The organism is Pseudomonas sp. Wu6, assembly GCF_019891515.1.
Classification (GTDB): domain Bacteria; phylum Pseudomonadota; class Gammaproteobacteria; order Pseudomonadales; family Pseudomonadaceae; genus Aquipseudomonas; species Aquipseudomonas orientalis_A.
Map to the genome: position 1 here is coordinate 65,304 of NZ_JAFLXH010000005.1, position 21,022 is coordinate 86,325.

Consider the following 21,022-nt stretch of genomic DNA (forward strand, 5'->3'; position numbering starts at 1 on the left):
GCCCCGGCCTCATAAGAGTCCGGGGCGTTTCGCTTTTAACGGTAGGCGCGAGCTTGCTCGCGAAGAACCTGAGAGCGCCGCGTTAATCCACTTGCGCTGCGTTATCGTTGACGTTTTTCGCGAGCGAGCTCGCTCCTACAGGCTCCACCAGCTCAAGGCTGATGTTGTTCTGCGTATTGATCGTGCGATACAGCTCGGCATCCGTCTCCAGCACTTTTTCGCGTGCCGGGAAGATCTCGTGCAGCTTGGTCGCCCATTCACCGTTGGCTTTCTCCGGGAAGCAGCGCTCGATCAAATCCAGCATGATCGACACCGTCACCGAAGCGCCCGGCGAGGCGCCCAGCAGCGCCGCCAGCGAACCATCCGCGGCGGCAACCAGCTCGGTGCCGAATTGCAGCACGCCGCCTTTCTTCGGGTCCTTCTTGATGATCTGCACGCGTTGGCCGGCCACTTCCAGGCGCCAGTCTTCGGCTTTCGCTTCGGGGTAGAAGCGGCGCAGGGATTCCAGGCGCTGCTCCATGGACTGGCGCACTTCGCTGACCAAGTACTTGGTCAGGTCCATGTTGTCGCGAGCCACCGCCAGCATCGGGCCGATGTTGCCGGCGCGGATCGACATCGGCAGGTCCAGGAACGAGCCGTGCTTGAGGAACTTGGTGGTGAACCCCGCGTAGGGGCCGAACAACAGCGACTTCTGGCCATCCACCACGCGGGTGTCCAGGTGCGGCACGGACATCGGTGGCGAACCCACGGCCGCCTGGCTGTAAACCTTGGCCTGGTGCTGCTTGACCACTTCCGGGTTATCGCAGCGCAGCCACTGGCCGCTGACCGGGAAACCGCCGAAGCCTTTGCTTTCTTCGATGCCCGAAGCCTGCAGCAGCGGCAGGGCCGCGCCACCGGCGCCGAGGAACACGAAGCGGGCATCCACTTCGCGGCTGTTGCCGCTGTTGACGTCCTTGATGCTGACGGTCCAGCCCGCACCATTGCGCTTGAGGTCGGTGACGCGCTTGCAGTACTTGACCTGAGCGTCCGGCGAACTGGTCAGGTGGTTGAGCAGTTGGTTGGTCAGGGCGCCAAAGTTGACGTCGGTGCCATTGATCACGCGGGTGGCGGCGATTTTTTCGTCGAGCGGGCGGCCCGGCATCATCAGCGGCATCCACTCGGCCATCTCGCTGCGGTCTTCGGTGTAGTGCATGTCCGAAAACGCATGATGCTGGACGAGGGTTTCAAAACGCTTCTTGAGAAAGGCAACGCCGTTGTCGCCCTGCACGAAACTCAAGTGCGGGACCGGGCTGATAAAGGACTTGCACGAACCAAAGGTGCCCTTTTTGGCCAGGTACGCCCAGAACTGTTTTGACACCTCGAACTGGGTGTTGATGTGCACGGCTTTCTTGATGTCGATGGAACCATCGGCGGCCTGCGGCGTGTAGTTCAGCTCACAGAGCCCGGCATGGCCGGTACCGGCGTTGTTCCACGGGTTGGAACTCTCCGCGGCACCCGAGTCCATCAGCTCAACGACTTCCAGCTTGAGGCCGGGGTCGAGCTCCTTGAGCAGTACGGCCAGGGTGGCACTCATGATGCCGGCCCCTACCAGAACTACGTCGACTGCTTCGTTATGCGCCATTTAACGCGTCTCCAAAATCTGCAGCACCAAATTGACGGCATGGCTGCCAGGAGTGACGGGGCGGTTCACGTGTTGCCCCAGGTTACCCATGGCCAGGATCGCCATGTCCGTTTCGCAATTCTTTGCAACTTCAGCGCACGCTTCCTGCCCGGCTAATCTGCCTATGAACGCATTCATGGGCGCCTGTGGCAATTCGACTTATGGTCAAAGCGTGCGATTCGTGCAACCAATCCGTAGCGGACAGGCTCAAGCTCCGGTTATTGAGGAACGCTCGGTCCTGTGTTGGGCTGTTTCAGACGCTGATGGTGCTTGTACAAACGCCAAACTATTCATTTGCTCGCCACACTCTTGTGAAGTTGTGAAAACCCGTTTTTTTCACGCTCTTTTGAAGACGTGAACCTCAAAAAAGGGCTGCCCCAGCCTGGCACCTGGCCCGCAAAACGGGCAAACAACTCAAGTGGCCGAGCGCAATGGCAGCTCTGGCAGATTCGATAAAGACGGGTGGTTTGCACAGGAAACAGCAAGCACGCCAGCTTCACTCGATCTGTGTGGGCGGCTCTCTGTGGGCGATTTGGAGGTTAATGCCGAGGCAATAACGATGCTGCGGGGCCCGATCAGGAGACGTCCTTATAATCGGGGGGAGATTGTAGCGAAGAACGCCAGGGAAATGGGCGTGTTTTATGACTTTTATTAGTGCGCCGGTCAGGAGGCCAACGCTTGGTGCGATTGTGCGCGTACAAACTGAGGGCTGACCCTGGCACTGGCCGGCAGCGGGCGGTGCATCCAGCCCAGATGCGTCTCCGCGACTTCGACCCAGCCTTCACCGACGGGCGGCAGGCTGCATTGCTTGAACGCCAGGCAATGACCGTGGGCATCGAGCAGCGCAAAGTGGCGGTGGCGGCTGTGTGACAGGAACAGTGACTTGAGAAGGCGCATGGCTGTGTACCGGTTGCGTTACATGCTTGAAGGTTGTCAGTCTGGCATGACAGGGGAATGACGTTTTGATGGGAAATTGTAATTTGCCGATGTCTTCAGCTGCGGTTCAGGATCGCTGGTGGGTGATGCGCGTGCACCGTTATACTGGCGGCCTGTGTGCGCCTAGTCCTGGAGAAATGAGTATGTTGCAACGCCTGTTGTTCGGTTTGATCACTGTGACCAGTTTGGCTTTGGTTGGCTGCGCCAACAGCCCGCAACAACTCAGCCCGCAACCTAAAGTCACGGCGCAGTTGGCCCCGGTCGGTCACGGCCAGCCTGTATCGGTGCGTGTAGTGGACGGTCGCCCGTCACCGACCCTCGGTTCGCGTGGCGGCCTGTACCCGGAGACCGCGCTGATTTCGGTGACCGGCCAGGACGTGCTGCCCAAGCTGCAGGCCCAGGCTGAAGCCGCTGTGCGCCTGCTGGGCTTTACCCCGACCAATTCGCCCGGTGCGCCGCAACTGACCGTTACCCTGGCCGAACTGAAATACCAGTCGCCCAAGGAAGGCCTGTATGTGACCGAAGCGTCCATCGGCGCTACCTTCAAGTCCGACGTCAGCGCCGGTACCCGTCGCTACAGCGGCCGCTATGCCGCCTCCCTCAACCAGCGCTTCGGCATGTCGCCGAACCAGGAAACCAACACCAAGCTGGTCAGCGACGTGCTCAGCGATGCCTTGACCCGACTGTTCAAGGACCCAAGCATCGGCCAGTTGCTCAGTTCGCAATAAGCTGTTCACGCAAAACCGGGCTCATCGCTGAGCCCGGTTTTTTTATGCCTGTCGCTTTCAGGCGGCGGTATCGACGTAAAAATCCAGCATGCTCACGCCCGTGAGTAAGTCCAGCTCCGGCAAGTCGGCATGCGGGTGCCCGGCGAGGGCGCAATACACCAGCCAATGGCGGTCCTGGACATTGAAGGCAAGGCCGCCGATCAGGGCTTCCTGTTCATCGCTCGGGGCGATCAGATACAGCCGGTCCTGGTTTTGCGCGTGCAGCATGACAAGCTCCTCAAGCGTCGAAGGGCAACAGAGTGGCCTGTTAAGGTGACGTTCAGGTGACGCTGTAAATTACTGGATACATTAAACCGTCAACGGGGAGGGAGCATTAAAGGCGCAGGGAGCCACTATCGTTCAGGTTCGTATCTGGACCGATACCCGAATACTGTTTCGCCGAGGTTTTGCGATGGCGCTGCTGATCAATGCTGTTGCCCTGATGGTTGCCTGCTGCGGCGCCATACTGCTGTTCATCACTCGCCTGCGGGCGCAACGGGCGATGGCCGAACTCACCGCGCAAAGTGAAGAACGCGCCATTGACCAGCCGATGTTGTTTCTGGACACGCGCACCGAACGGGCGCATCGCCAGGCTTACCGTGTCGGCTTCGCTATGCTGGGGTTGGCGCTGGCCATTTCCTGGCTCAGTACCCACTTCTAGGAACACTTGGGATTCAAATGTGGGAGGGGCGGTGCGACGATTCGACTTGCTCCCTCCCACATTTTGATCGAAGTCTACAGAGGGATCCCGGCCTTGACCCGGTATTGATTACGCACCGGCGTCGCGTATTGCGTCACCAGGTACGGACGATGCTCGGACGGGCATTCATTCAAGCGCCGTTCCCACTCGGCCTTCGCCTTGGCCAGTTCATCGGCCGGGAATACGTCTTCGGCCTTGGGCACGTCCAGTTGCGGGTCGGCATCGTTCCATTGGGCGTAAGCCAGGTAGTGCACCGGGAACAGCCGATAACCGCCGAGAATCTGCCGGTCCATTTCGACCGCCAGCAACTTGGTGTCCTCGAAGCGCTCGGTAATCGGTGGCGCGAAATTCACGTGCACCCGGCCTTTGTAGCCGGTGATGCCCAGCGCAATGCTCACGTCATCCTCGCCCGGCGCCTTGCTGTAGGTGCCGGTGGTGGCGCGGATATACAACTCGCGCGCCTTGGCGGCGTCGCACGGATCATACTCATAGCTGATCGACACCGGCGTCAGGTTCAACGACTGGATGACTTCGGCGAACGGCTCGTCCTTGCGGCTGACGTGGAACATCTTGAGGATCGCCGATTCGGTGCGATCATCCCCATCCTTGGCCCGGCCTTCCGCCTGGGCGATCCAGATCGACTGGCAGTCGTTGCGGATCGAATGGTTGATGTAGGCCGACAGCAACTGGTAGGCCGCCATCTTTTCCTTTCGCCCGGTGATCGAGCGGTGCACGATGAAGCTCTTGTTCAAGCGCATCAGGTCGCTGACAAACGGTTTTTGCAGCAGGTTGTCGCCGATGGCGATGCGCGGCGTCGGCAGGCCGGCATGGTAGACGGCGTAGTTGACGAAGGCCGGGTCCATCACGATGTCACGGTGGTTGGCCAGGAACAGGTAGGCGGTGCCGGACTTCAATTGCTCGACGCCGGTGTAGGTCACGCCGTCGGTCGCGCGGTCGATAGTATGGTCGACGTAATACTCGACTTTATCCTGCAGCGTCGCCACGGTGGTGACGCCGGCGAACTCACGGCGCAGTTTGCGCGCGATCATCGGCTTGAGCAGCCAGCCCAGCGCGCCGGCAAAGCGCGGGAAGCGAAAGTGAGTCAGGATGTCCAGAAAGGCCTTGTCACTGAACAGTCGGTCCAGTACTGCGGGGACTTCGCTGTCGTTGTAAGGTCGGATGGTATCGAATTCGCCCATCATGCTCTCTTGTTAGAAACGGCTAGGGTAAGTAAAGGAAATACCAGGGGCGGCGTGAGTAAACGGGCTCAGCCGGCAATAGCCCTGTCAATAGACCGGCGATTATACGCACAAGTCACCTGGGAGACTGCGATGCTGGAAACTGCGCTGTACGATTGTCCTTATTGTGGGGAAACGGTCGAAACGACGGTGGATTTGTCCGGCGGTGATCAGGTTTATATCGAGGACTGCCAGGTGTGTTGCCGACCGATCACCTTCGACCTGCAGGTCCATGGTGAAGAGTGGATGCTCGAAACCCGCAGCGAGAATGACTGACAGGTATATCCATGCAGCGAATCTACGAACCGGAAAACCTCATGGAAGGCGAGCTGCTGCAACAGATGCTTGCCAGCGAAGGCATCGAGGCGCACCTGGTGGGCCGCCATTTGCTCGGTGGGACGGGTGAGCTGCCGATCTTCGGCTTGCTGGGACTGGAGGTCGATAATGATCAAGCCGCTTGCGCACGCGAGCTCATAACCGCCTATAACGGCGCGCAGCCCTTACCCTTTGATGACGCCGACAGCTTGCCCGACGTATTGGTCTGTTAGGCTGTCGGTCGGTTTACCCCAAGAGTCGTGTTGCCCCATGTGTGGACGTTATGCCCTGTTTCGCTGGAACCCCGCCTTTGCTGCCTTGCCGGGTTTCCCGGCCGACCAGCAGGCCCAGTGGAATATCTCCCCCAATGATTCGGTGCTGATCCAGCGTGCCATCGATGGCCAGCTCAGCCTGGCGCGTGCGCGCTGGGGGCTCACACCGCCGTGGCTCACCGACCTCTCCCGCACACCCGCCCACGCCCGCGCCGAAACCGTGGCCGAACAGCCGATGTTTCGCGAAGCGTTCCGCCAGCGCCGCTGCCTGCTGCCCGCCAACGGGTTTTACGAATGGCGCGGCACCCAGCGCAAGCGCCCGTACTGGCTGACACCGGGGGAAGGCTCCACGCTGTTTTTTGCGGCGATCTGGGAAGCGTACCCGGTGCAGGAGCAGGTGTGGTTGAGCACGGCGGTCATCACTCAAGCGGCGCAGGCCCAGCGCCGACCGTTGATCCTGGACGAGGCGGGGCAGGCTGCCTGGCTGGACCCCGAGACGCCGCTGCATGTGCTGCAAAGTCTGCTGGCCGCTGAGCCTGCCGCGTTGCGCGAGCGGGTGCTGGCCAATATGGTCAACGATCCCAAGCTCAACGGGCCGGAGTGCCTGACCCCGGCTTGAGCCTGAGCTTATCGGCCGGCACGTGGGATGGATCCGAAATACACCCGTTAAACGTCTGATGTATCTGGCGCGGATACAAATGTCCGCCTACGATACGCGCCATGTTTCCAGGGAGCGTGTTCATGAAGAAGTCATTGGCGGTAAGTGGGTTGGTTGCAGCGATGCTGCTGGCCGGGTGTCAGTCGGTCAACACTACCAGCGGCGGCGCGGTGGGGGTTGAGCGCAAGCAGTACATGTTCAGCATGCTGTCGAGCCAGGAAGTCGACCAGATGTACGCCCAGTCCTACCAGCAGACCCTGGGTGAGGCCAGTGGCAAAGGGATTCTGGACAAGACCAGCGCCAACGCCAAGCGTGTGCAGGCCATTGCCAATCGCCTGATTGCCCAGGCACCGACCTTCCGCCCGGATGCGGCGCAATGGAAGTGGGAAGTGAACCTGATCAAAAGCGACGAGATGAACGCCAACTGCGGGCCGGGTGGCAAGATCCTGGTGTACAGCGCATTGATCGATAATCTCAAGCTCACCGATGATGAACTCGCCGCCGTGATGGGCCATGAAATCGCCCACGCCTTGCGCGAACACGGCCGCGAAGCCATGTCCAAGGCTTACGGCATCGAGATGGCCAAACAGGGCGCCGGTGCAATATTCGGGCTCGGCCAGGACAGCCTGGCGCTGGCCGATACCGTGGCCAACTATGGCATGACCTTGCCCAACAGCCGCAGCAATGAGAACGAAGCCGACCTGATCGGCCTCGAACTGGCCGCCCGCGCCGGTTACAACCCGAACGCGGCCATCACGCTGTGGAACAAGATGGCCAAGGCCTCGGAAGGCGCGCCGCCGGAGTTCATGAGCACTCACCCGGCGTCTGACAGCCGCATTGCCTCGTTGCAGGCGGCGATTCCGAAGGTCATGCCGCTGTACCAACAGGCCAAAAAATCCTGATATTCCAAGCCTGGTAAAGATCCAAATGTGGGAGGGGGCTTGCCCCCGATAGCGGTGGGTCAGCTGAGGAATGCTTAGCTGAAGCACCGCTATCGGGAGCAAGTCGAATCGTCGCACCGCCCCTCCCACATTGGATTGGGTTTACAGCCCTGGTTCCTTAGATCCAGCCACTGCTCTGCATGGCCTTGTACACCGCCACAATCGCCAGTACAAAAAACGCCGTAGCCGCCAAACGCCGAATCAAGGTCAACGGCAGCTTCTCCGCCGCAAAATTCCCCGCCAGCACCACCGGTACGTTGGCAATCAACATGCCTAGGGTGGTCCCGATAATCACCAGCCACAACTCCGGATACTGGGCCGCCAGCATCACCGTGGCGATCTGGGTCTTATCACCGATTTCCGCGAGGAAGAATGCAATCAGCGTGGTCAGGAACGGCCCGAACTTGCGCGTGGTGCTGGCTTCGTCATCGTCGAGTTTGTCCGGCACCAGGGTCCACAGCGCCGTGGCGCAGAAGCTCGCCGCGAGAATCCAGTGCAGCACCGCGTCGGAGAAGAAACTTCCGAACCAGGCTCCCACTGCACCGGCAGCCGCATGGTTGGCCAGGGTCGCGGCGACGATGCCGGCAATGATGGGCCAGGGCTTGCGAAAGCGGGCAGCGAGAATGAGTGCGAGCAGTTGCGTCTTGTCGCCGATTTCGGCCAGGGCAACGATTGCGGTAGGTACGAGCAATGAATCCAGCATCAGTTAGGTTTCCAGGGGCGGGTCGACACGGCTATGACACGTACAGCCTTCCCGCCCCGGGTAAGGTGTGCGTGTCATAGGTCTTGTCAGACCCCGGTCCGTCTGTGCGGACTCCTGGGTCGCATACGCCATGGTCTGCTGACCAAGTATGTTGACGTATGCCGGACGAGCATGGCGCTCGTGGGAGACTACTCCCCTAGGACGCTGCGGATTCTGCCTAGGCAAAACCCTTTCGGCAAGCGTTCTTTTTCAAACCCTCGTCAGGGGCGCTTGGCCCGGTAGATGCGAAAACCATTGCCCTCGGCCTTGATCGCGCAGACGCCCAGATGCTCTTCGATCAGCGGCTGGTATTTCAGGAAGCTGTTGGCGACCAGGCGCAGTTCGCCGCCTTTTGCCAGATGTTTGCCTGCTTTTCGCAGCAGGTTTTCCGTGGCGAAGTAATCCGTGTGCACCCCGACATGGAACGGCGGGTTGCTTAAAATCGCATTCAAACCCATCGGTGCGGCGTCGATGCCGTCACCGGTCAGTACTTCGGCTTCCAGGTCATTGGCAGCCAGGGTCAGGCGGCTGCTGGCGGCGGCGAAGGCGTCCACATCAAGCAGGGTCACGGTGTTGTGCGGGTAGCGACGTTTCACCGCTGCTCCCAATACGCCGGCGCCGCAGCCGAAGTCGAGCAAATGCCCGCTGGGCAGCTTGTCGAGGTGTTCCAGCAACAGCTCGGTGCCCCGGTCCAGGCGACCATGGCTGAACACGCCCGGCAGGCTCACCACCTTGAGCGGCCCGTCGACCAGCGGTACCTCGAAGGTCTGCGCCAGGCTATCCAGGTCGGGCGCCTGCGGCGCGTTGCCCACCGTGACCTGCCAGAGCTGGCAGTGCCGCGCGTTATCCAGCTTGCGCGGTTTGCCGAAACGGGTCATCTGCTTGGCGGCGCTTTCGATGCCGGCCTTTTTTTCGCCCACCAGGAACAGCTCGGCGCCGGGCAGGCGCGCGGCCACGGCGTTGAGCAGGTAGTCGGTGAGGTCCTTGGACTTGGGCAGGAAAATCACCGCGGCATCAAATGCGCGTTCGGGCACCTTCACGCCGAATTGGCTGCGCTCGGGAAAACGCGCCTCCAACGCCGCCTGATCGCCGGCGTGCCAGCTCCAGCCGTGGGCGTTGGGCAGGCGGCCGAGCAAATCGTCGGCAGGCAAACCGACCAGCAGCAGGTTGCCTTGAAAAAGTTCGGCCTGGCGAAGCAGTACTTCACTGCGCGGATCCATGGTCTGCTCCTTGAAAAGGGGCGCAGTTTATCAAGCGACGACGCGCAGCGGGGCACCGTTGAAAAAGCCCAAGGCGTTTTCGCGCAATTGCGCGACGATCCGCTGCCGCGCTTCACGGCTGCCCCAGGCATTATGGGGCGTGACGATCAGCCGAGGAATATCACCGGCCAGCAGCGGGTTGCCGTTTACCGGAGGCTCGACACTCAACACATCGGTGGCCGCACCACCCAGGTGGCCGTTGCGCAATGCATCCGCCAGGGCCTGTTCGTTGATCAAGCCGCCGCGTGCGGTGTTGACGATAAAGGCGCCGGGCTTGAGCAAGGCCAGTTCGCGAGCCCCGATAAAATCGCGGGTGTGCTCGTTGAGCGGGCAGTGCAAGGTCAGCGCGTCCACCTGCCCCAGCAGTTCATCCAGCGGCATGCGGTCGGCGCGGGCAGGGCGCCCGGGAATCGCGCCCAGCACCACGCGCATGCCAAAGGCTTCGGCCAGACGTGCCACGGCACTGCCCAGTTCGCCATGGCCGAGCAGGCCCAGCGTCTTGCCTTCCAGCTCGACAATCGGGTAGTCCAGCAGGCAGAACTGCCTGGCCTGCTGCCATTTGCCGGCTGCCACATCGCGCTGATAGTCCTTCAAGCGCGTGGCCAGGTTGAGCAGCAGCATGATCGTGTGCTGGGCCACCGACGGCGTGCCGTAGCCCTGGCAGTTGCTCACGGTGATGCCCTGGGCGCGGGCGGCTTCAAGGTCGATGTTATTGGTGCCGGTGGCCGACACCAGGATCAGCTTGAGGTCGGGGCAGGCCGCCAGGATCTCGGCGCTGAGCGGGACTTTGTTAGTGATGGCGACTTGAGCACCCTGCAAGCGTTCGCGCACATTCTGCGGCGTGGTCTGCTCGCACAGCTGCAGCTCGCTGAAGCAGTCACGCAATCCGCTGAGGTCGAGGTCGCCGAGGTCCAGGGAGGGGTGATCGAGGAAAACGGCGCGGCGCTTGTTCATCATCAACTGTACCTTTTGCGGCGGAGTTCGAAGGCGTAATCTGCTGAGCCTATCAGATGAAATAATCCGTTACTTAATGGAGTGAGTATGTACGTCGCCGAGTTTTTGACCGTAGCTTTGATTCACTTGTTGGCGGTCGCCAGCCCCGGGCCTGACTTCGCCGTGGTGGTGCGTGAAAGCGTGACCCATGGCCGTCGCGCCGGCACATGGACTGCGCTGGGCGTCGGTTCGGCGATTTTCCTCCACGTTGGTTACTCGTTGCTGGGCATCGGCTTGATCGTGTCCCAGTCCATCGTGCTGTTCAATGCATTGAAATGGGCGGCGGCGGCGTACCTGCTGTATATCGGCTTCAAGGCGCTGCGCGCGCAACCGGCCAAGCCACCGGTGGAAGGCGAGCTGCATCGCGAGGTGGGCGAGCGCACCCCGCGTGGCGCGTTTACCGCAGGTTTTGTGACCAACGGTTTGAATCCCAAGGCCACGCTGTTTTTCCTCTCGCTGTTCACCGTGGTGATCAACCCGCACACACCGCTGGCGGTGCAGGCCGGTTATGGCGTGTACCTCGCGGTGGCGACAGCGCTGTGGTTTTGCCTGGTGGCCATGCTGTTCAGCCAGCAGCGCGTGCGCGCCGGGTTTGCGAAGATGGGGCATTGGTTCGATCGCACCATGGGCGCGGTGTTGATTGCGATTGGGGTGAAGTTGGCGTTCACGAGCATGAAGTAATCGCTGCCCTTGAGCGGGCACGGTAAAAAATGTGGGAGGGGGCTTGCCCCCGATAGCCATAGGTATCGACACACCTGCGTAGCACCCAACCGCAACCACGATGCGAAGCGAGCCGCTCTTGATCTTGATCTGCTTTTGATCTCAGGCGCCCCGTTAAACCACGCTGGCCGAACGCAGGCTTGAATCCGTGGGCAACCCGGCAGGACGCCGGGTTAGCCGCCCCGCGCCATGGATGGCGCGTGGCGGCGGCCCACGGATTCAAGCCGGAGAGAGGGCACACCGAGCCTAGGCGAGGTGCCGAGTGGTGGGGCAAGAGCCCTTTGGTTACTTTGGGGCTTTTCCAAAGTGACCCGCCGTCAGGGCGGAACCCTAAGCAGCCGTTACCGCAGAAACGGATATGTACTCGGTCCAATCCAACATCCTGGTCGGCTCTGAGGCCGCCATCGGGGGCAAGCCCCCTCCCACATTGGATCTGTATGCGTCCGAGATCATGGCTAAAAGCTAGCATTTATCGGACCCTGCAAATCATTCCTTTGGCTGATTTAGCTGCAACATAACCTCTCTACAGTGCAGGTCTTCACGCCAAGACCGCGCAGTCATAAAAGGGAGTCGTATGTTGCAGACCCGTGTTATCCCACCCGCCGAAGGCGCTTACCAATACCCGCTGTTGATCAAACGCCTGTTGATGTCCGGGGCGCGTTACGAGAAAACCCGGGAAATCATCTACCGCGACAAACTGCGCTACACCTACCCGACGCTGATCGAGCGCGTCGCGCGCCTGGCCAATGTGCTGACCGAAGCGGGGGTCAAGGCCGGTGATACGGTGGCGGTGATGGACTGGGACAGCCACCGTTACCTGGAGTGCATGTTCGCCATCCCGATGATCGGCGCGGTGATCCACACCATCAACGTGCGCCTGTCGCCGGAACAGATCCTCTACACCATGAACCACGCCAACGACCGCTTTGTGCTGGTCAACAGCGAGTTCGTGGGGCTTTACCAGGCGATCGCCGGGCAGCTCACCAGCGTCGACAAGACCGTGCTGATCACCGACGGCGACAGCAAGACGGCCGACCTGCCCAACCTGGTGGGCGAGTACGAAACCCTGCTGGCGGCGGCGAGCCCGACGTACCACTTCGAGGATTTCGACGAGAATTCCGTGGCCACCACCTTCTACACCACCGGCACCACCGGCAACCCCAAGGGCGTGTATTTCACCCATCGCCAACTGGTGCTGCACACCATCGGCGTGGCGACCATCATGGGCAGTGTCGACAGTGTGCGTTTGCTCGGCACCAACGACGTGTACATGCCCATCACACCGATGTTCCACGTGCACGCCTGGGGCCTGCCTTACGTGGCGACCATGCTAGGTTTGAAGCAGGTCTACCCCGGCCGCTACGACCCCGAATACCTGGTGGAGCTATGGCGCAAGGAAAAGGTCACCTTCTCCCATTGTGTGCCGACCATCCTGCAAATGGTGCTCAATGCCAAGGCCGCTCAGGACGTGGATTTCGGCGGTTGGAAAATCGTCATCGGCGGCAGCGCCCTCAACCGTTCGCTGTACGAAGCCGCCAAGGCCCGCGGCATCCAGTTGACGGCTGCGTACGGCATGTCCGAGACCGGGCCGCTGGTGTCCTGTGCTCATCTCAATGACGAGCTGATGGCCGGCAGCGAAGACGAACGCACCACCTATCGGATCAAGGCGGGTGTGCCCGGGCCGCTGGTGGAGGCGGCGATCATGGACACCGATGGCAACTTCTTGCCTGCCGACGGCGAATCCCAGGGCGAGCTGGTACTGCGCGCACCCTGGCTCACCGAGGGCTATTACAACGAGCCGCAAAAGGGCGCCGAGCTGTGGGCCGGTGGCTGGATGCACACCGGTGATGTCGCCACCCTGGATGCGTTCGGCGTGATCGATATCCGTGACCGCATCAAGGATGTGATCAAGACCGGTGGCGAGTGGGTCTCGTCCCTGGCCCTGGAAGACCTGGTCAGCCGCCACCCGGCGGTACGCGAAGTAGCGGTGGTGGGGATGGCCGACCCGCAGTGGGGCGAGCGCCCGTTTGCCCTGTTGGTGTTGCGTGATGGCCATGTGATAGGGGCTCGTGAGCTCAAGGAACACCTCAAACCGTTCGTTGAATTGGGCCACTTGAGCAAGTGGGCGATTCCGAGCCAGATCGCCGTTGTTACTGAAATTCCCAAGACCAGCGTCGGCAAGCTCGACAAAAAACGTATCCGTATCGACATCATCGAATGGCAGGCCAACAACAGCACGTTCCTGTCGACCCTCTGACGCCGCTTGCCGTCCCCGTTCGGGGGCGGCAATGCTCTATCTCAGGCCTTTACTTGTGATTTGTGGAATTTCAGCCATCCTTGCCGCGTCGACCTTCGTCGGCGTGGCGAAAGGGTCGGGGCAGACGGGTTGGTGATGCAAATCACACTTTAGAGGGATCAAGCACTACCCCCTGCTGGCTATAGTCCCTTCCAGAGTTTTTCGCGGATGTTGCGCTTCGGGTGAAGGTGGCCCGGTTGTCGCTCGGCATTGGAATCGTTGTATCCCGGCCGTTACATGCATCTTCCGAAAGAGCTCACTGCCATAACAATAAAATGCACATGGAGTAGCGTCGATGACCTCAGTAAACCAGTTCTGGCGCCGGGCACGTCTGCCCCTGGCCGTCAGTCTCGCTTCTACGCTCGCCGGGCCCGCATTCGGCGTCAGTTTCAACATTGGTGAAATCGAAGGGAGTTTTGACTCATCCCTGTCGGTAGGCGCCAGTTGGAGCACGTCCAAGGCCAATCGCGACCTGATCGGCGCCAACAACGGCGGCAGGGGCCTGTCCCAGACCTCCGATGACGGCCACCTGAACTTCAAGCGCGGAGAAACCTTTTCGAAGATCTTCAAGGGCATCCACGACCTGGAACTGAAGTACGGCGACACCGGTGTGTTTGTGCGTGGCAAGTACTGGTACGACTTTGAACTCAAGGACGAAAGCCGTCCGTTCAAGGACATCAGCGACAACAACCGCAAGGAAGGCGCCAAGTCTTCCGGCGGGCAGATCCTCGATGCGTTCGTCTACCACAACTATTCGATCGCCGACGCGCCGGGTTCCGTGCGTTTCGGCAAGCAGGTCGTGAGCTGGGGCGAGAGTACCTTCATTGGCGGCGGTATCAACTCGATCAACCCGATCGACGTGTCGGCGTTTCGTCGTCCGGGGGCCGAGATCAAGGAAGGCCTGATTCCGGTCAACATGTTCTACGTGTCGCAGACGCTGACCGATAACTTGTCGGCCGAGGCGTTTTACCAGTTGGAATGGGACCAGACCGTCACCGACAACTGCGGCACCTTCTTCTCGCAGCCGGACGTGATTTCCGACGGCTGCAGCAACAACCTGCGGGTACTGAACAAGCGCTCGACCATCCCTGCCGCAGCGCTGCCGACCCTGGGTGCGCTGGGTGTGGACGTCAACAGCGAAGGCGTACTCGTGCGCCGTGGCCCGGACCGTGATGCCCGCGACAGCGGCCAGTTCGGCGTGGCCATGCACTATAACTTCGAGCCGCTGGATACCGAATTCGGCGCCTACTTCATGAACTACCACAGCCGTGCGCCGATCTTCAGCGCACAGGGCGCGCCATCGGCAGCCTACACCCGTCCGCTGGGCCCGCTGGGGGCATTGCGTCCGCTGATCGTGGCGGGCAGTTCGAACTACTTCGTCGAGTATCCGGAAGATATCCGCCTCTACGGTCTGAGTTTCTCCACCACATTGCCCACCGGCACCGCGTGGAGCGGTGAGTTGAGCTACCGGCCGAATGCGCCGGTGCAGTTGAGCACCACCGACATTCTGTTCGCCGGTGTCACGCCGATCCCGGGCTTTGGCAATGCGTCCGTGCTCAAGGGCACGCCGGGCCAGGACCTGCACGGTTACAACCGCAAGGAAGTGACCCAGTTCCAGACCACCTTCACGCACTTCTTCGACCAGGTGATGGGCGCCAGCCGCCTGACCACTGTCGGTGAAATCGGCGTGACCCATGTGGGTGGCCTGGAAAGCAAATCCCAGGCCCGCTATGGCCGCGACCCGGTCTTTGGCCCTGGCAGCTTGCCAGGTGGGTTCTGCAACGCCCTCAACAATTCAACCGCAACCGGTGCGGGCCTGCCCAACGCAGCCGGCCTGAACACCAACTGCAACAACGACGGCTACACCACCGCAACGTCCTGGGGCTACCGCGCCCGTGCCATCTGGGAATACCCGGACGTGTTCGCCGGCGTCAACCTCAAGCCCAACGTGGCCTGGTCCCATGACGTCAAAGGTTACTCGCCAGGCCCCGGCGGCAACTTCGAAGAGGGGCGCAAGGCGGTCAGCCTGGGCCTGGATGCCGAATACCAGAACACCTACACCGCCAGCCTGGCCTACACCAACTTCTTTGGTGGCAAGTTCAGCACGGTGAATGACCGCGATTTCGTCGCCCTGAGCTTCGGCGCCAACTTCTAAGCACACTCTTTTCAAGTGGTATGTATTCAGGAAGTCCAGAACATGAAAATAACTAAAAGTCTGTTGCACGTGGGTGTGCTTGGGCTGTCGATCCTGGCGAGCAACGTCATGGCGGCGGTGTCGGCGGATGAAGCCGCCAAGCTGGGCACCAGCCTGACCCCGATGGGCGCCGAAATGGCCGGGAACGCAGCCGGTACCATCCCCAAATGGTCGCCGATGCCGGTGAACGCAGGAGCGGTGGATGCCAAGGGTTTCCTGGCCAACCCGTACGCCAGCGAACAACCGCAGTTCACCATCACCGCGCAGAACGTCGAGCAATACAAAGACAAACTGGCCCCCGGGCAGTACGCGATGTTCAAGCGTTACCCGGACAGCTTCAAGATGCCGGTGTACCCGACCCATCGCGGCGCCACGGTGCCGGCTGACGTGTTCGCCTCCATCAAGAAAAACGCCACCACGACCAACCTGGTGTCCGGCGGCAACGGCCTGGAAAACTTCGAGACGGCGGTGCCGTTCCCGATTCCGAAAAGCGGCGTCGAGGTGATCTGGAACCACATCACCCGTTATCGCGGCGGTAGCGTCACGCGCCTGGTGACCCAGGCCACCCCGCAAACCAACGGTTCCTACAGCCTGGTGTACTTCCGCGACCAATTCGTGTTCCGCGACAAAATGAAGGACTTCGACCCGAAAAACCCCGGCAACGTACTGTTCTACTTCAAGCAGCAAGTCACCGCGCCGGCGCGTCTGGCCGGTGGTGTGCTGCTGGTGCACGAGACCCTGGACCAGGTCAAGGAACCGCGTTCGGCGTGGGTCTACAACGCCGGGCAACGCCGCGTGCGCCGGGCGCCGCAGGTGTCCTATGACGGGCCGGGCACGGCCGCCGATGGCCTGCGCACCTCCGACAACCTCGACATGTACAACGGCGCGCCGGACCGCTACGACTGGAAACTGGAAGGCAAGAAGGAAATCTACATCGCCGCCAACAGCTACAAGATCGACGATCCGAAGTTGAAATACGCCGACATCATCAAGGCCGGCCACATCAACCAGGACCTGACGCGCTACGAGCTGCGCCGTGTCTGGCATGTGGTCGCGACCTTGAAGGAAGGCCAGCGCCACATCTATGCCAAACGTGACTTCTACATCGACGAGGACACCTGGCAAGCTGCGGTGATCGACCATTACGACGGCCGTGGCCAACTGTGGCGCGTCGCCGAAGCCCATGCCGAGAACTACTACGACAAGCAAGTGCCGTGGTATGCCCTGGAAACCCTCTACGACCTGCAATCGGGCCGCTACCTGGCCCTGGGCATGAAGAACGAAGAGAAGCAGGCGTATGACTTCGGCTTCACCGCCACCACCAGCGACTTCACCCCGGCAGCCCTGCGCCAGGACGGCGTTCGCTAACCTGCGCTGATCCTCAAATGTGGGAGGGGGCTTGCCCCCGATAGCGGCGCGACAGTCGATGCATGTATTGACTGACCCACCGCCATCGGGAGCAAGCTCCCTCCCACATTTTGTTTGGGGTGTCTGTAGGGATATTTTTTGTCGCAGTTCTTTTTCAGACATTTGTTGCAAAGATCTACAATCCCGCCGCTTTTACCGCTAGTCTGCGGACATCTGCAATGCCGACAACAGCCTTCTACAAGAGCCCGGCGATGACTGATCTGTCCCGAATCCAGGGGCCTGCCGGCGCGGTAATTCCGAGCCTGGAAGGCCGTTTCTACAGGCCGCCGTTGCCCGACGGTTACGTGCTGCGCCCACGCCTGTGCGAACGCCTGGGCGCCGGCCTTGAGGGGCGGCTGTTGCTGGTCAGCGCGCCGGCGGGGTTCGGCAAGAGTTCCCTGGCGGTCGAGTTCTGCCAGAGCCTGCCGGCCCACTGGCAAAACCTGTGGCTGGGCCTGAGCCCACGGGACAACGACCCTGGCCGTTTTCTCGAGCGCCTGCTCGAAGGCTTGCGCGCGTATTTCCCGCAACTGGGTGCCCAGTCCCTGGGCTTGCTGAAAATGCGTCAGCGTCACCAACCCTTCGCCTTTGAAGAATGGCTCGATGGCCTGCTCGATGAGCTGACGGTGCATTTGTCTGTCCACGCGCCGCTGCTGCTGGTGCTCGATGACTACCATTTGGCCCAGGGGCCGGTGCTGGACCGTTGCCTGCAATTTTTCCTCAATCATTTGCCCGATGGCCTGGTGATGCTGGTTACCAGCCGCCAGCGTCCGGACTGGCACCTGGCGCGCCTGCGCCTGTCGCGGCACCTGCTGGAACTGCATGAGCAGGACCTGCGCCTGACCCATGACGAATCCCTGGCCGTGCTGCACCGGCACAGCAGTTCGCTGCGCGGTGAGGCCCTGGAGAACCTGATCCGACGCAGTGAGGGCTGGGTCGCCGGCCTGCGCTTCTGGCTGCTGGCGGCCTCCGAAGCCGGCAGCGACGGTGCCTTGCCCCAGGGCCTGAACGGCGGCGAAGGACTGATTCGCGATTATTTGCTGGAAGAGGTCATCGACTGCCTGCCTGCGCAGGTGCAGGCGTTTCTGTATGACACCGCGTCCCAGGAGCGTTTCTGCAGCGAGCTGTGCGACGCGATCCGCGAGGCCCATGACAGCCCGGAAATCCTGCGCTACCTGCAGGCCCACCAGGTATTTCTGGTGCCGTTGGATGAACAGGGCCACTGGTACCGTTACCACCATTTGTTTTCCGACCTGCTGCGCGCGCGCCGCGAGAAGAGCGCCACCTTGCCCCTGGCCAGTCTGCACCTGCGGGCCTGTCGCTGGTTCAACGCCCAGGGGCTGATCGATGAGGCGGTGGAGCAGGCGCTGCGGGCCGGTCATCTGGATGTGGCGGCGAACCTGGTGCAGAACCTGTCCGAGGAGCAACTGCTGGCGGAACAGAATATCGGCATGTTGCTGCGCTGGAAAATGGACTTGCCCGACAGCCTGTTGATCAGCACGCCGCGCTTGATCGTGCTCTACAGTTGGGCGCTGGGGTTGGCGTGCCAGTTGGACGCGGCGCAGGAATTATCCAGCTACCTCAGTCGTTTCCTGCCGGCGCCGTCGGCCACCGCGCAGAAATCCATGCTGGCCCAATGGCTGGCACTGAGCGGGATCATCGCCCGCGGGCGAGGGGACCGTGAATTGACCCAGCGCTATTGCAGCGAAGCCCTGGAAAGCCTGCCCCACAAGCGTTATGGCCAGCGCCTGATGTGCCTGTCGACCTTGTCCAACCTGGCGATCGTCGATGCCGATCTCTGGCGTGCCCGTGGCCTGAATCGTGAGTCCCTTGAATTGGCGCAGCGTGTCGGTAACCCGCTGTTTGAAGCCCTGGCCCATTACGACCGCGCCCGGGTGCTGCAGGCGCGCGGCGAGGTCCTGCGTGCCCTGGACGAAGTGCGCCAGGGCCTGCAGCGCCTGCACGGGCTGGCGGCTCAGCGGCTGTATGCCGTGCGCGCGCGGTTGTCGCTCTATGAAGGTTTCCTGTTGCTGCTGCGTTACCAGCCCGAAGCCGGCCTTGCGCGGTTGCGCGCCGGCCTGACTGAAGCCCGCGCCTGCCGGGATATCAGCGTGCTGATCGGACATTGTGTGATCGCCAGCTTCGAAGGCCGGCGTGGCGATTTTTCCACGGCCTTTGCCGAACTGGCCGAGGCTGAACGCCTGATGCACATCTGGGACGTGCCGCCGATCTACTACCTGGCGATGATCACCCTGATCAAATGCGAGCTGTGGCTGGCCCAGGGCCGTACCGACCTGGCCGAGGCCTGGCTGGCCCGGCTGGGACAGACCTACACCGGTGAGCAGGCCGCCGCCGCACCGGAGTTTCACCCGCACTTGCCGCAACATGTGGAGCTGCAACAGGCCGCGCTGGATGCCATTCGCCAACAGCCCGACAAGGCGCTGCAACGGCTTGAGGACGTGGCGCAACAGGCGCTCAACAGCGGTCGCCAGATAATCGCCCTGATCGCCCTGGCCCAGCAGGCGCATTTGTTGCTGGCGTGTGGTCAGCAAACCAGGGCCGGGTTGGTGCTGGCCCGCGCCCTCGAAGCCGGCACCGGGGGCGCACTGCAACCGTTCCAGCGGTTGCTGGAGCAATACCCGCAGTGGATGCGCGAGCAGTTGGGCAAGCATCCACACGTTCTGCTGAACCAGGCCTTGCTGGCGTTGCTACCGGCAGTCACCTGTGTTGAAAGCGCGCCTCATCATGAAACCCTGAGCACACGTGAGCTGGCGGTACTGCAACTGATCGCCCAGGGCTGTTCCAACCAGGAGATCAGCAACCAGCTGTTCATTTCCCTGCACACCGTGAAAACCCACGCCAGCCATATCAACAGCAAGCTCGGCGTGGAGCGCCGTACCCAGGCGGTGGCGCGGGCCAAGTCGATGGGGCTGTTGGGCTGATGGCGCTGCGCATTGTGCATCGTTTAATTAAACGACCCACCGCTGTCGGGACCACGTACCTCCCGAACCTGAATGATCCATGGCCTGGCTCCGGTTTGCGCCTCGCTCACGGAATTTTTACCGCTTGTCGTGTTCCAAACCCGGCACAGGCCCGTTGCCCACGTCCTCTGCATCACCGAATGCAAAAAGTAGGAGCTTCCTTCATGTTCACTCCGCGTCGTCTGCTTGTTGTTGCTACCGCCGTAGCCCTTTTATCCGGCTGCGCTTCACCTAATCCTTATGATGGCAGCCAGGGACAGGCCGGCAATGGTTCCGAGAGCGGCATGAGCAAGACCGCCAAGTACGGCGGCCTCGGCGCGCTGGCCGGGGCATTGGCCGGTGCGGCCATCGACCATAACAACCGTGGCAAGGGCGCGCTGATTGGCGCAGTGGTCGCGGGCGCCGGCGCTGCAGGCTATGGCTACTACGCCGACCAGCAAGAGAAAAAACTGCGCGAAAGCATGGCCAATACCGGCGTTGAAGTGCAACGCCAGGGTGACCAGATCAAGTTGATCATGCCCGGCAATATCACCTTCGCCACCAACTCCGACGCTATCGCCAGCAGCTTCTACCAGCCGCTGAACAACCTGGCCAACTCCCTCAAGCAGTTCAACCAGAACACCATCCAGATCGTTGGCTACACCGACAGCACCGGCAGTCGCCAGTTGAATATGGACCTGTCCCAGCGCCGTGCGCAGAGCGTGGCCAACTACCTGACTTCCCAAGGCGTCAGTGCCGCCAACCTGAGCGCACGCGGTGCCGGCCCGGATAATCCGATTGCCAGTAACGCCGACGTCAATGGTCGTGCCCAGAACCGTCGTGTAGAAGTGAACCTTGGTCCGATCCCGGGCCAGCAGTACGGCCAGCCGGGCGCCCAGCAACAGGCGCCGCAGCAGAACAACCAGTTCCAGGGCAACCCGTACTCGCAATACCAGTAAACAAC

Annotated in this window: 19 protein-coding genes and 1 riboswitch; of the genes, 12 read left to right on the plus strand and 7 right to left on the minus strand. The window is 61.5% G+C overall.

What is annotated here, in order from left to right; translation table 11 throughout:
* Positions 1-82: 82 nt before the first annotated feature.
* The gene (gene mqo / locus J1G34_RS04730) at positions 83-1,621 is read right to left on the minus strand and encodes a malate dehydrogenase (quinone) (RefSeq protein WP_065885802.1); all 1,539 of its coding nucleotides are present in this window, start codon (positions 1,619-1,621) and stop codon (positions 83-85) included.
* A 702-nt stretch (positions 1,622-2,323) separates the two neighbouring features.
* Positions 2,324-2,557, minus strand: coding sequence for a hypothetical protein (locus tag J1G34_RS04735; RefSeq protein ID WP_065885803.1), 234 nt, complete (start codon positions 2,555-2,557; stop codon positions 2,324-2,326).
* A gap of 182 nt (positions 2,558-2,739) precedes the next feature.
* On the opposite strand from J1G34_RS04735, the gene J1G34_RS04740 reads away from it, so the two are divergent.
* Positions 2,740-3,324 (plus strand): YajG family lipoprotein, encoded by a 585-nt coding sequence (locus tag J1G34_RS04740; RefSeq protein ID WP_057724591.1) that lies wholly within the window; start codon positions 2,740-2,742, stop codon positions 3,322-3,324.
* 57 nt (positions 3,325-3,381) lie between these two features.
* Here J1G34_RS04740 and J1G34_RS04745 read toward each other — a convergent pair whose 3' ends face one another.
* Positions 3,382-3,591: a hypothetical protein gene (locus J1G34_RS04745; protein ID WP_065885804.1), complete on the minus strand. Its 210-nt coding sequence runs from the start codon at positions 3,589-3,591 to the stop codon at positions 3,382-3,384.
* Between the two features lie 184 nt (positions 3,592-3,775).
* Between J1G34_RS04745 and J1G34_RS04750 the strand changes: the two genes are divergently transcribed.
* Positions 3,776-4,024 (plus strand): hypothetical protein, encoded by a 249-nt coding sequence (locus J1G34_RS04750; protein ID WP_122560659.1) that lies wholly within the window; start codon positions 3,776-3,778, stop codon positions 4,022-4,024.
* A gap of 74 nt (positions 4,025-4,098) precedes the next feature.
* On the opposite strand, the gene J1G34_RS04755 is transcribed toward J1G34_RS04750, so the two are convergent.
* Positions 4,099-5,262: a 1-acyl-sn-glycerol-3-phosphate acyltransferase gene (locus J1G34_RS04755; RefSeq protein ID WP_170876029.1), complete on the minus strand. Its 1,164-nt coding sequence runs from the start codon at positions 5,260-5,262 to the stop codon at positions 4,099-4,101.
* 132 nt (positions 5,263-5,394) lie between these two features.
* On the opposite strand from J1G34_RS04755, the gene J1G34_RS04760 reads away from it, so the two are divergent.
* From J1G34_RS04760 to J1G34_RS04775, 4 genes are all read left to right on the plus strand, one after another.
* Positions 5,395-5,577 carry a CPXCG motif-containing cysteine-rich protein gene (locus tag J1G34_RS04760; RefSeq protein WP_065885807.1) on the plus strand — a complete coding sequence of 61 codons (183 nt, stop codon included), beginning with the start codon at positions 5,395-5,397 and terminating at the stop codon, positions 5,575-5,577.
* 11 nt (positions 5,578-5,588) lie between these two features.
* Positions 5,589-5,849, plus strand: coding sequence for a putative signal transducing protein (locus J1G34_RS04765; protein ID WP_065936821.1), 261 nt, complete (start codon positions 5,589-5,591; stop codon positions 5,847-5,849).
* 37 nt (positions 5,850-5,886) lie between these two features.
* Positions 5,887-6,507, plus strand: a complete 621-nt coding sequence (locus J1G34_RS04770; protein WP_065892629.1) for an SOS response-associated peptidase — start codon at positions 5,887-5,889, stop codon at positions 6,505-6,507.
* A 122-nt stretch (positions 6,508-6,629) separates the two neighbouring features.
* A complete protein-coding gene (locus J1G34_RS04775) occupies positions 6,630-7,448 on the plus strand; it encodes a M48 family metallopeptidase (protein WP_065885810.1) in 819 nt (272 codons plus the stop codon).
* A gap of 157 nt (positions 7,449-7,605) precedes the next feature.
* Here the strand turns inward: J1G34_RS04775 and J1G34_RS04780 are convergent, their stop codons facing one another.
* The 3 genes from J1G34_RS04780 to J1G34_RS04790 form a co-directional block, all read right to left on the minus strand.
* Entirely contained in the window at positions 7,606-8,190 is a 585-nt protein-coding gene (locus J1G34_RS04780) for a TMEM165/GDT1 family protein (RefSeq protein ID WP_005784895.1), read from the minus strand.
* 88 nt (positions 8,191-8,278) lie between these two features.
* Positions 8,279-8,400: riboswitch (yybP-ykoY riboswitch) on the minus strand.
* 50 nt (positions 8,401-8,450) lie between these two features.
* Positions 8,451-9,449, minus strand: coding sequence for a class I SAM-dependent methyltransferase (locus J1G34_RS04785; protein ID WP_222993448.1), 999 nt, complete (start codon positions 9,447-9,449; stop codon positions 8,451-8,453).
* A gap of 30 nt (positions 9,450-9,479) precedes the next feature.
* Entirely contained in the window at positions 9,480-10,445 is a 966-nt protein-coding gene (locus J1G34_RS04790) for a 2-hydroxyacid dehydrogenase (protein ID WP_130138650.1), read from the minus strand.
* A gap of 84 nt (positions 10,446-10,529) precedes the next feature.
* Here J1G34_RS04790 and J1G34_RS04795 point away from each other — a divergent pair, with 84 nt between their 5' ends.
* The 6 genes from J1G34_RS04795 to J1G34_RS04820 all read left to right on the plus strand — a co-directional run bounded on the left by J1G34_RS04795 (position 10,530) and on the right by J1G34_RS04820 (position 21,017).
* Positions 10,530-11,162: a LysE family translocator gene (locus J1G34_RS04795; RefSeq protein ID WP_065892626.1), complete on the plus strand. Its 633-nt coding sequence runs from the start codon at positions 10,530-10,532 to the stop codon at positions 11,160-11,162.
* A gap of 613 nt (positions 11,163-11,775) precedes the next feature.
* Positions 11,776-13,458, plus strand: a complete 1,683-nt coding sequence (locus tag J1G34_RS04800) for a fatty acid--CoA ligase (RefSeq protein WP_122560380.1) — start codon at positions 11,776-11,778, stop codon at positions 13,456-13,458.
* Between the two features lie 334 nt (positions 13,459-13,792).
* Entirely contained in the window at positions 13,793-15,652 is a 1,860-nt protein-coding gene (locus J1G34_RS04805) for a DUF1302 domain-containing protein (RefSeq protein ID WP_065892624.1), read from the plus strand.
* Positions 15,653-15,694: 42 nt separating this feature from the next.
* Entirely contained in the window at positions 15,695-17,059 is a 1,365-nt protein-coding gene (locus J1G34_RS04810) for a DUF1329 domain-containing protein (protein ID WP_065885816.1), read from the plus strand.
* Between the two features lie 251 nt (positions 17,060-17,310).
* Positions 17,311-20,040, plus strand: a complete 2,730-nt coding sequence (locus J1G34_RS04815) for a LuxR C-terminal-related transcriptional regulator (RefSeq protein ID WP_222993450.1) — start codon at positions 17,311-17,313, stop codon at positions 20,038-20,040.
* Positions 20,041-20,243: 203 nt separating this feature from the next.
* Positions 20,244-21,017: an OmpA family protein gene (locus tag J1G34_RS04820; protein WP_065885818.1), complete on the plus strand. Its 774-nt coding sequence runs from the start codon at positions 20,244-20,246 to the stop codon at positions 21,015-21,017.
* Positions 21,018-21,022 lie beyond the last annotated feature (5 nt).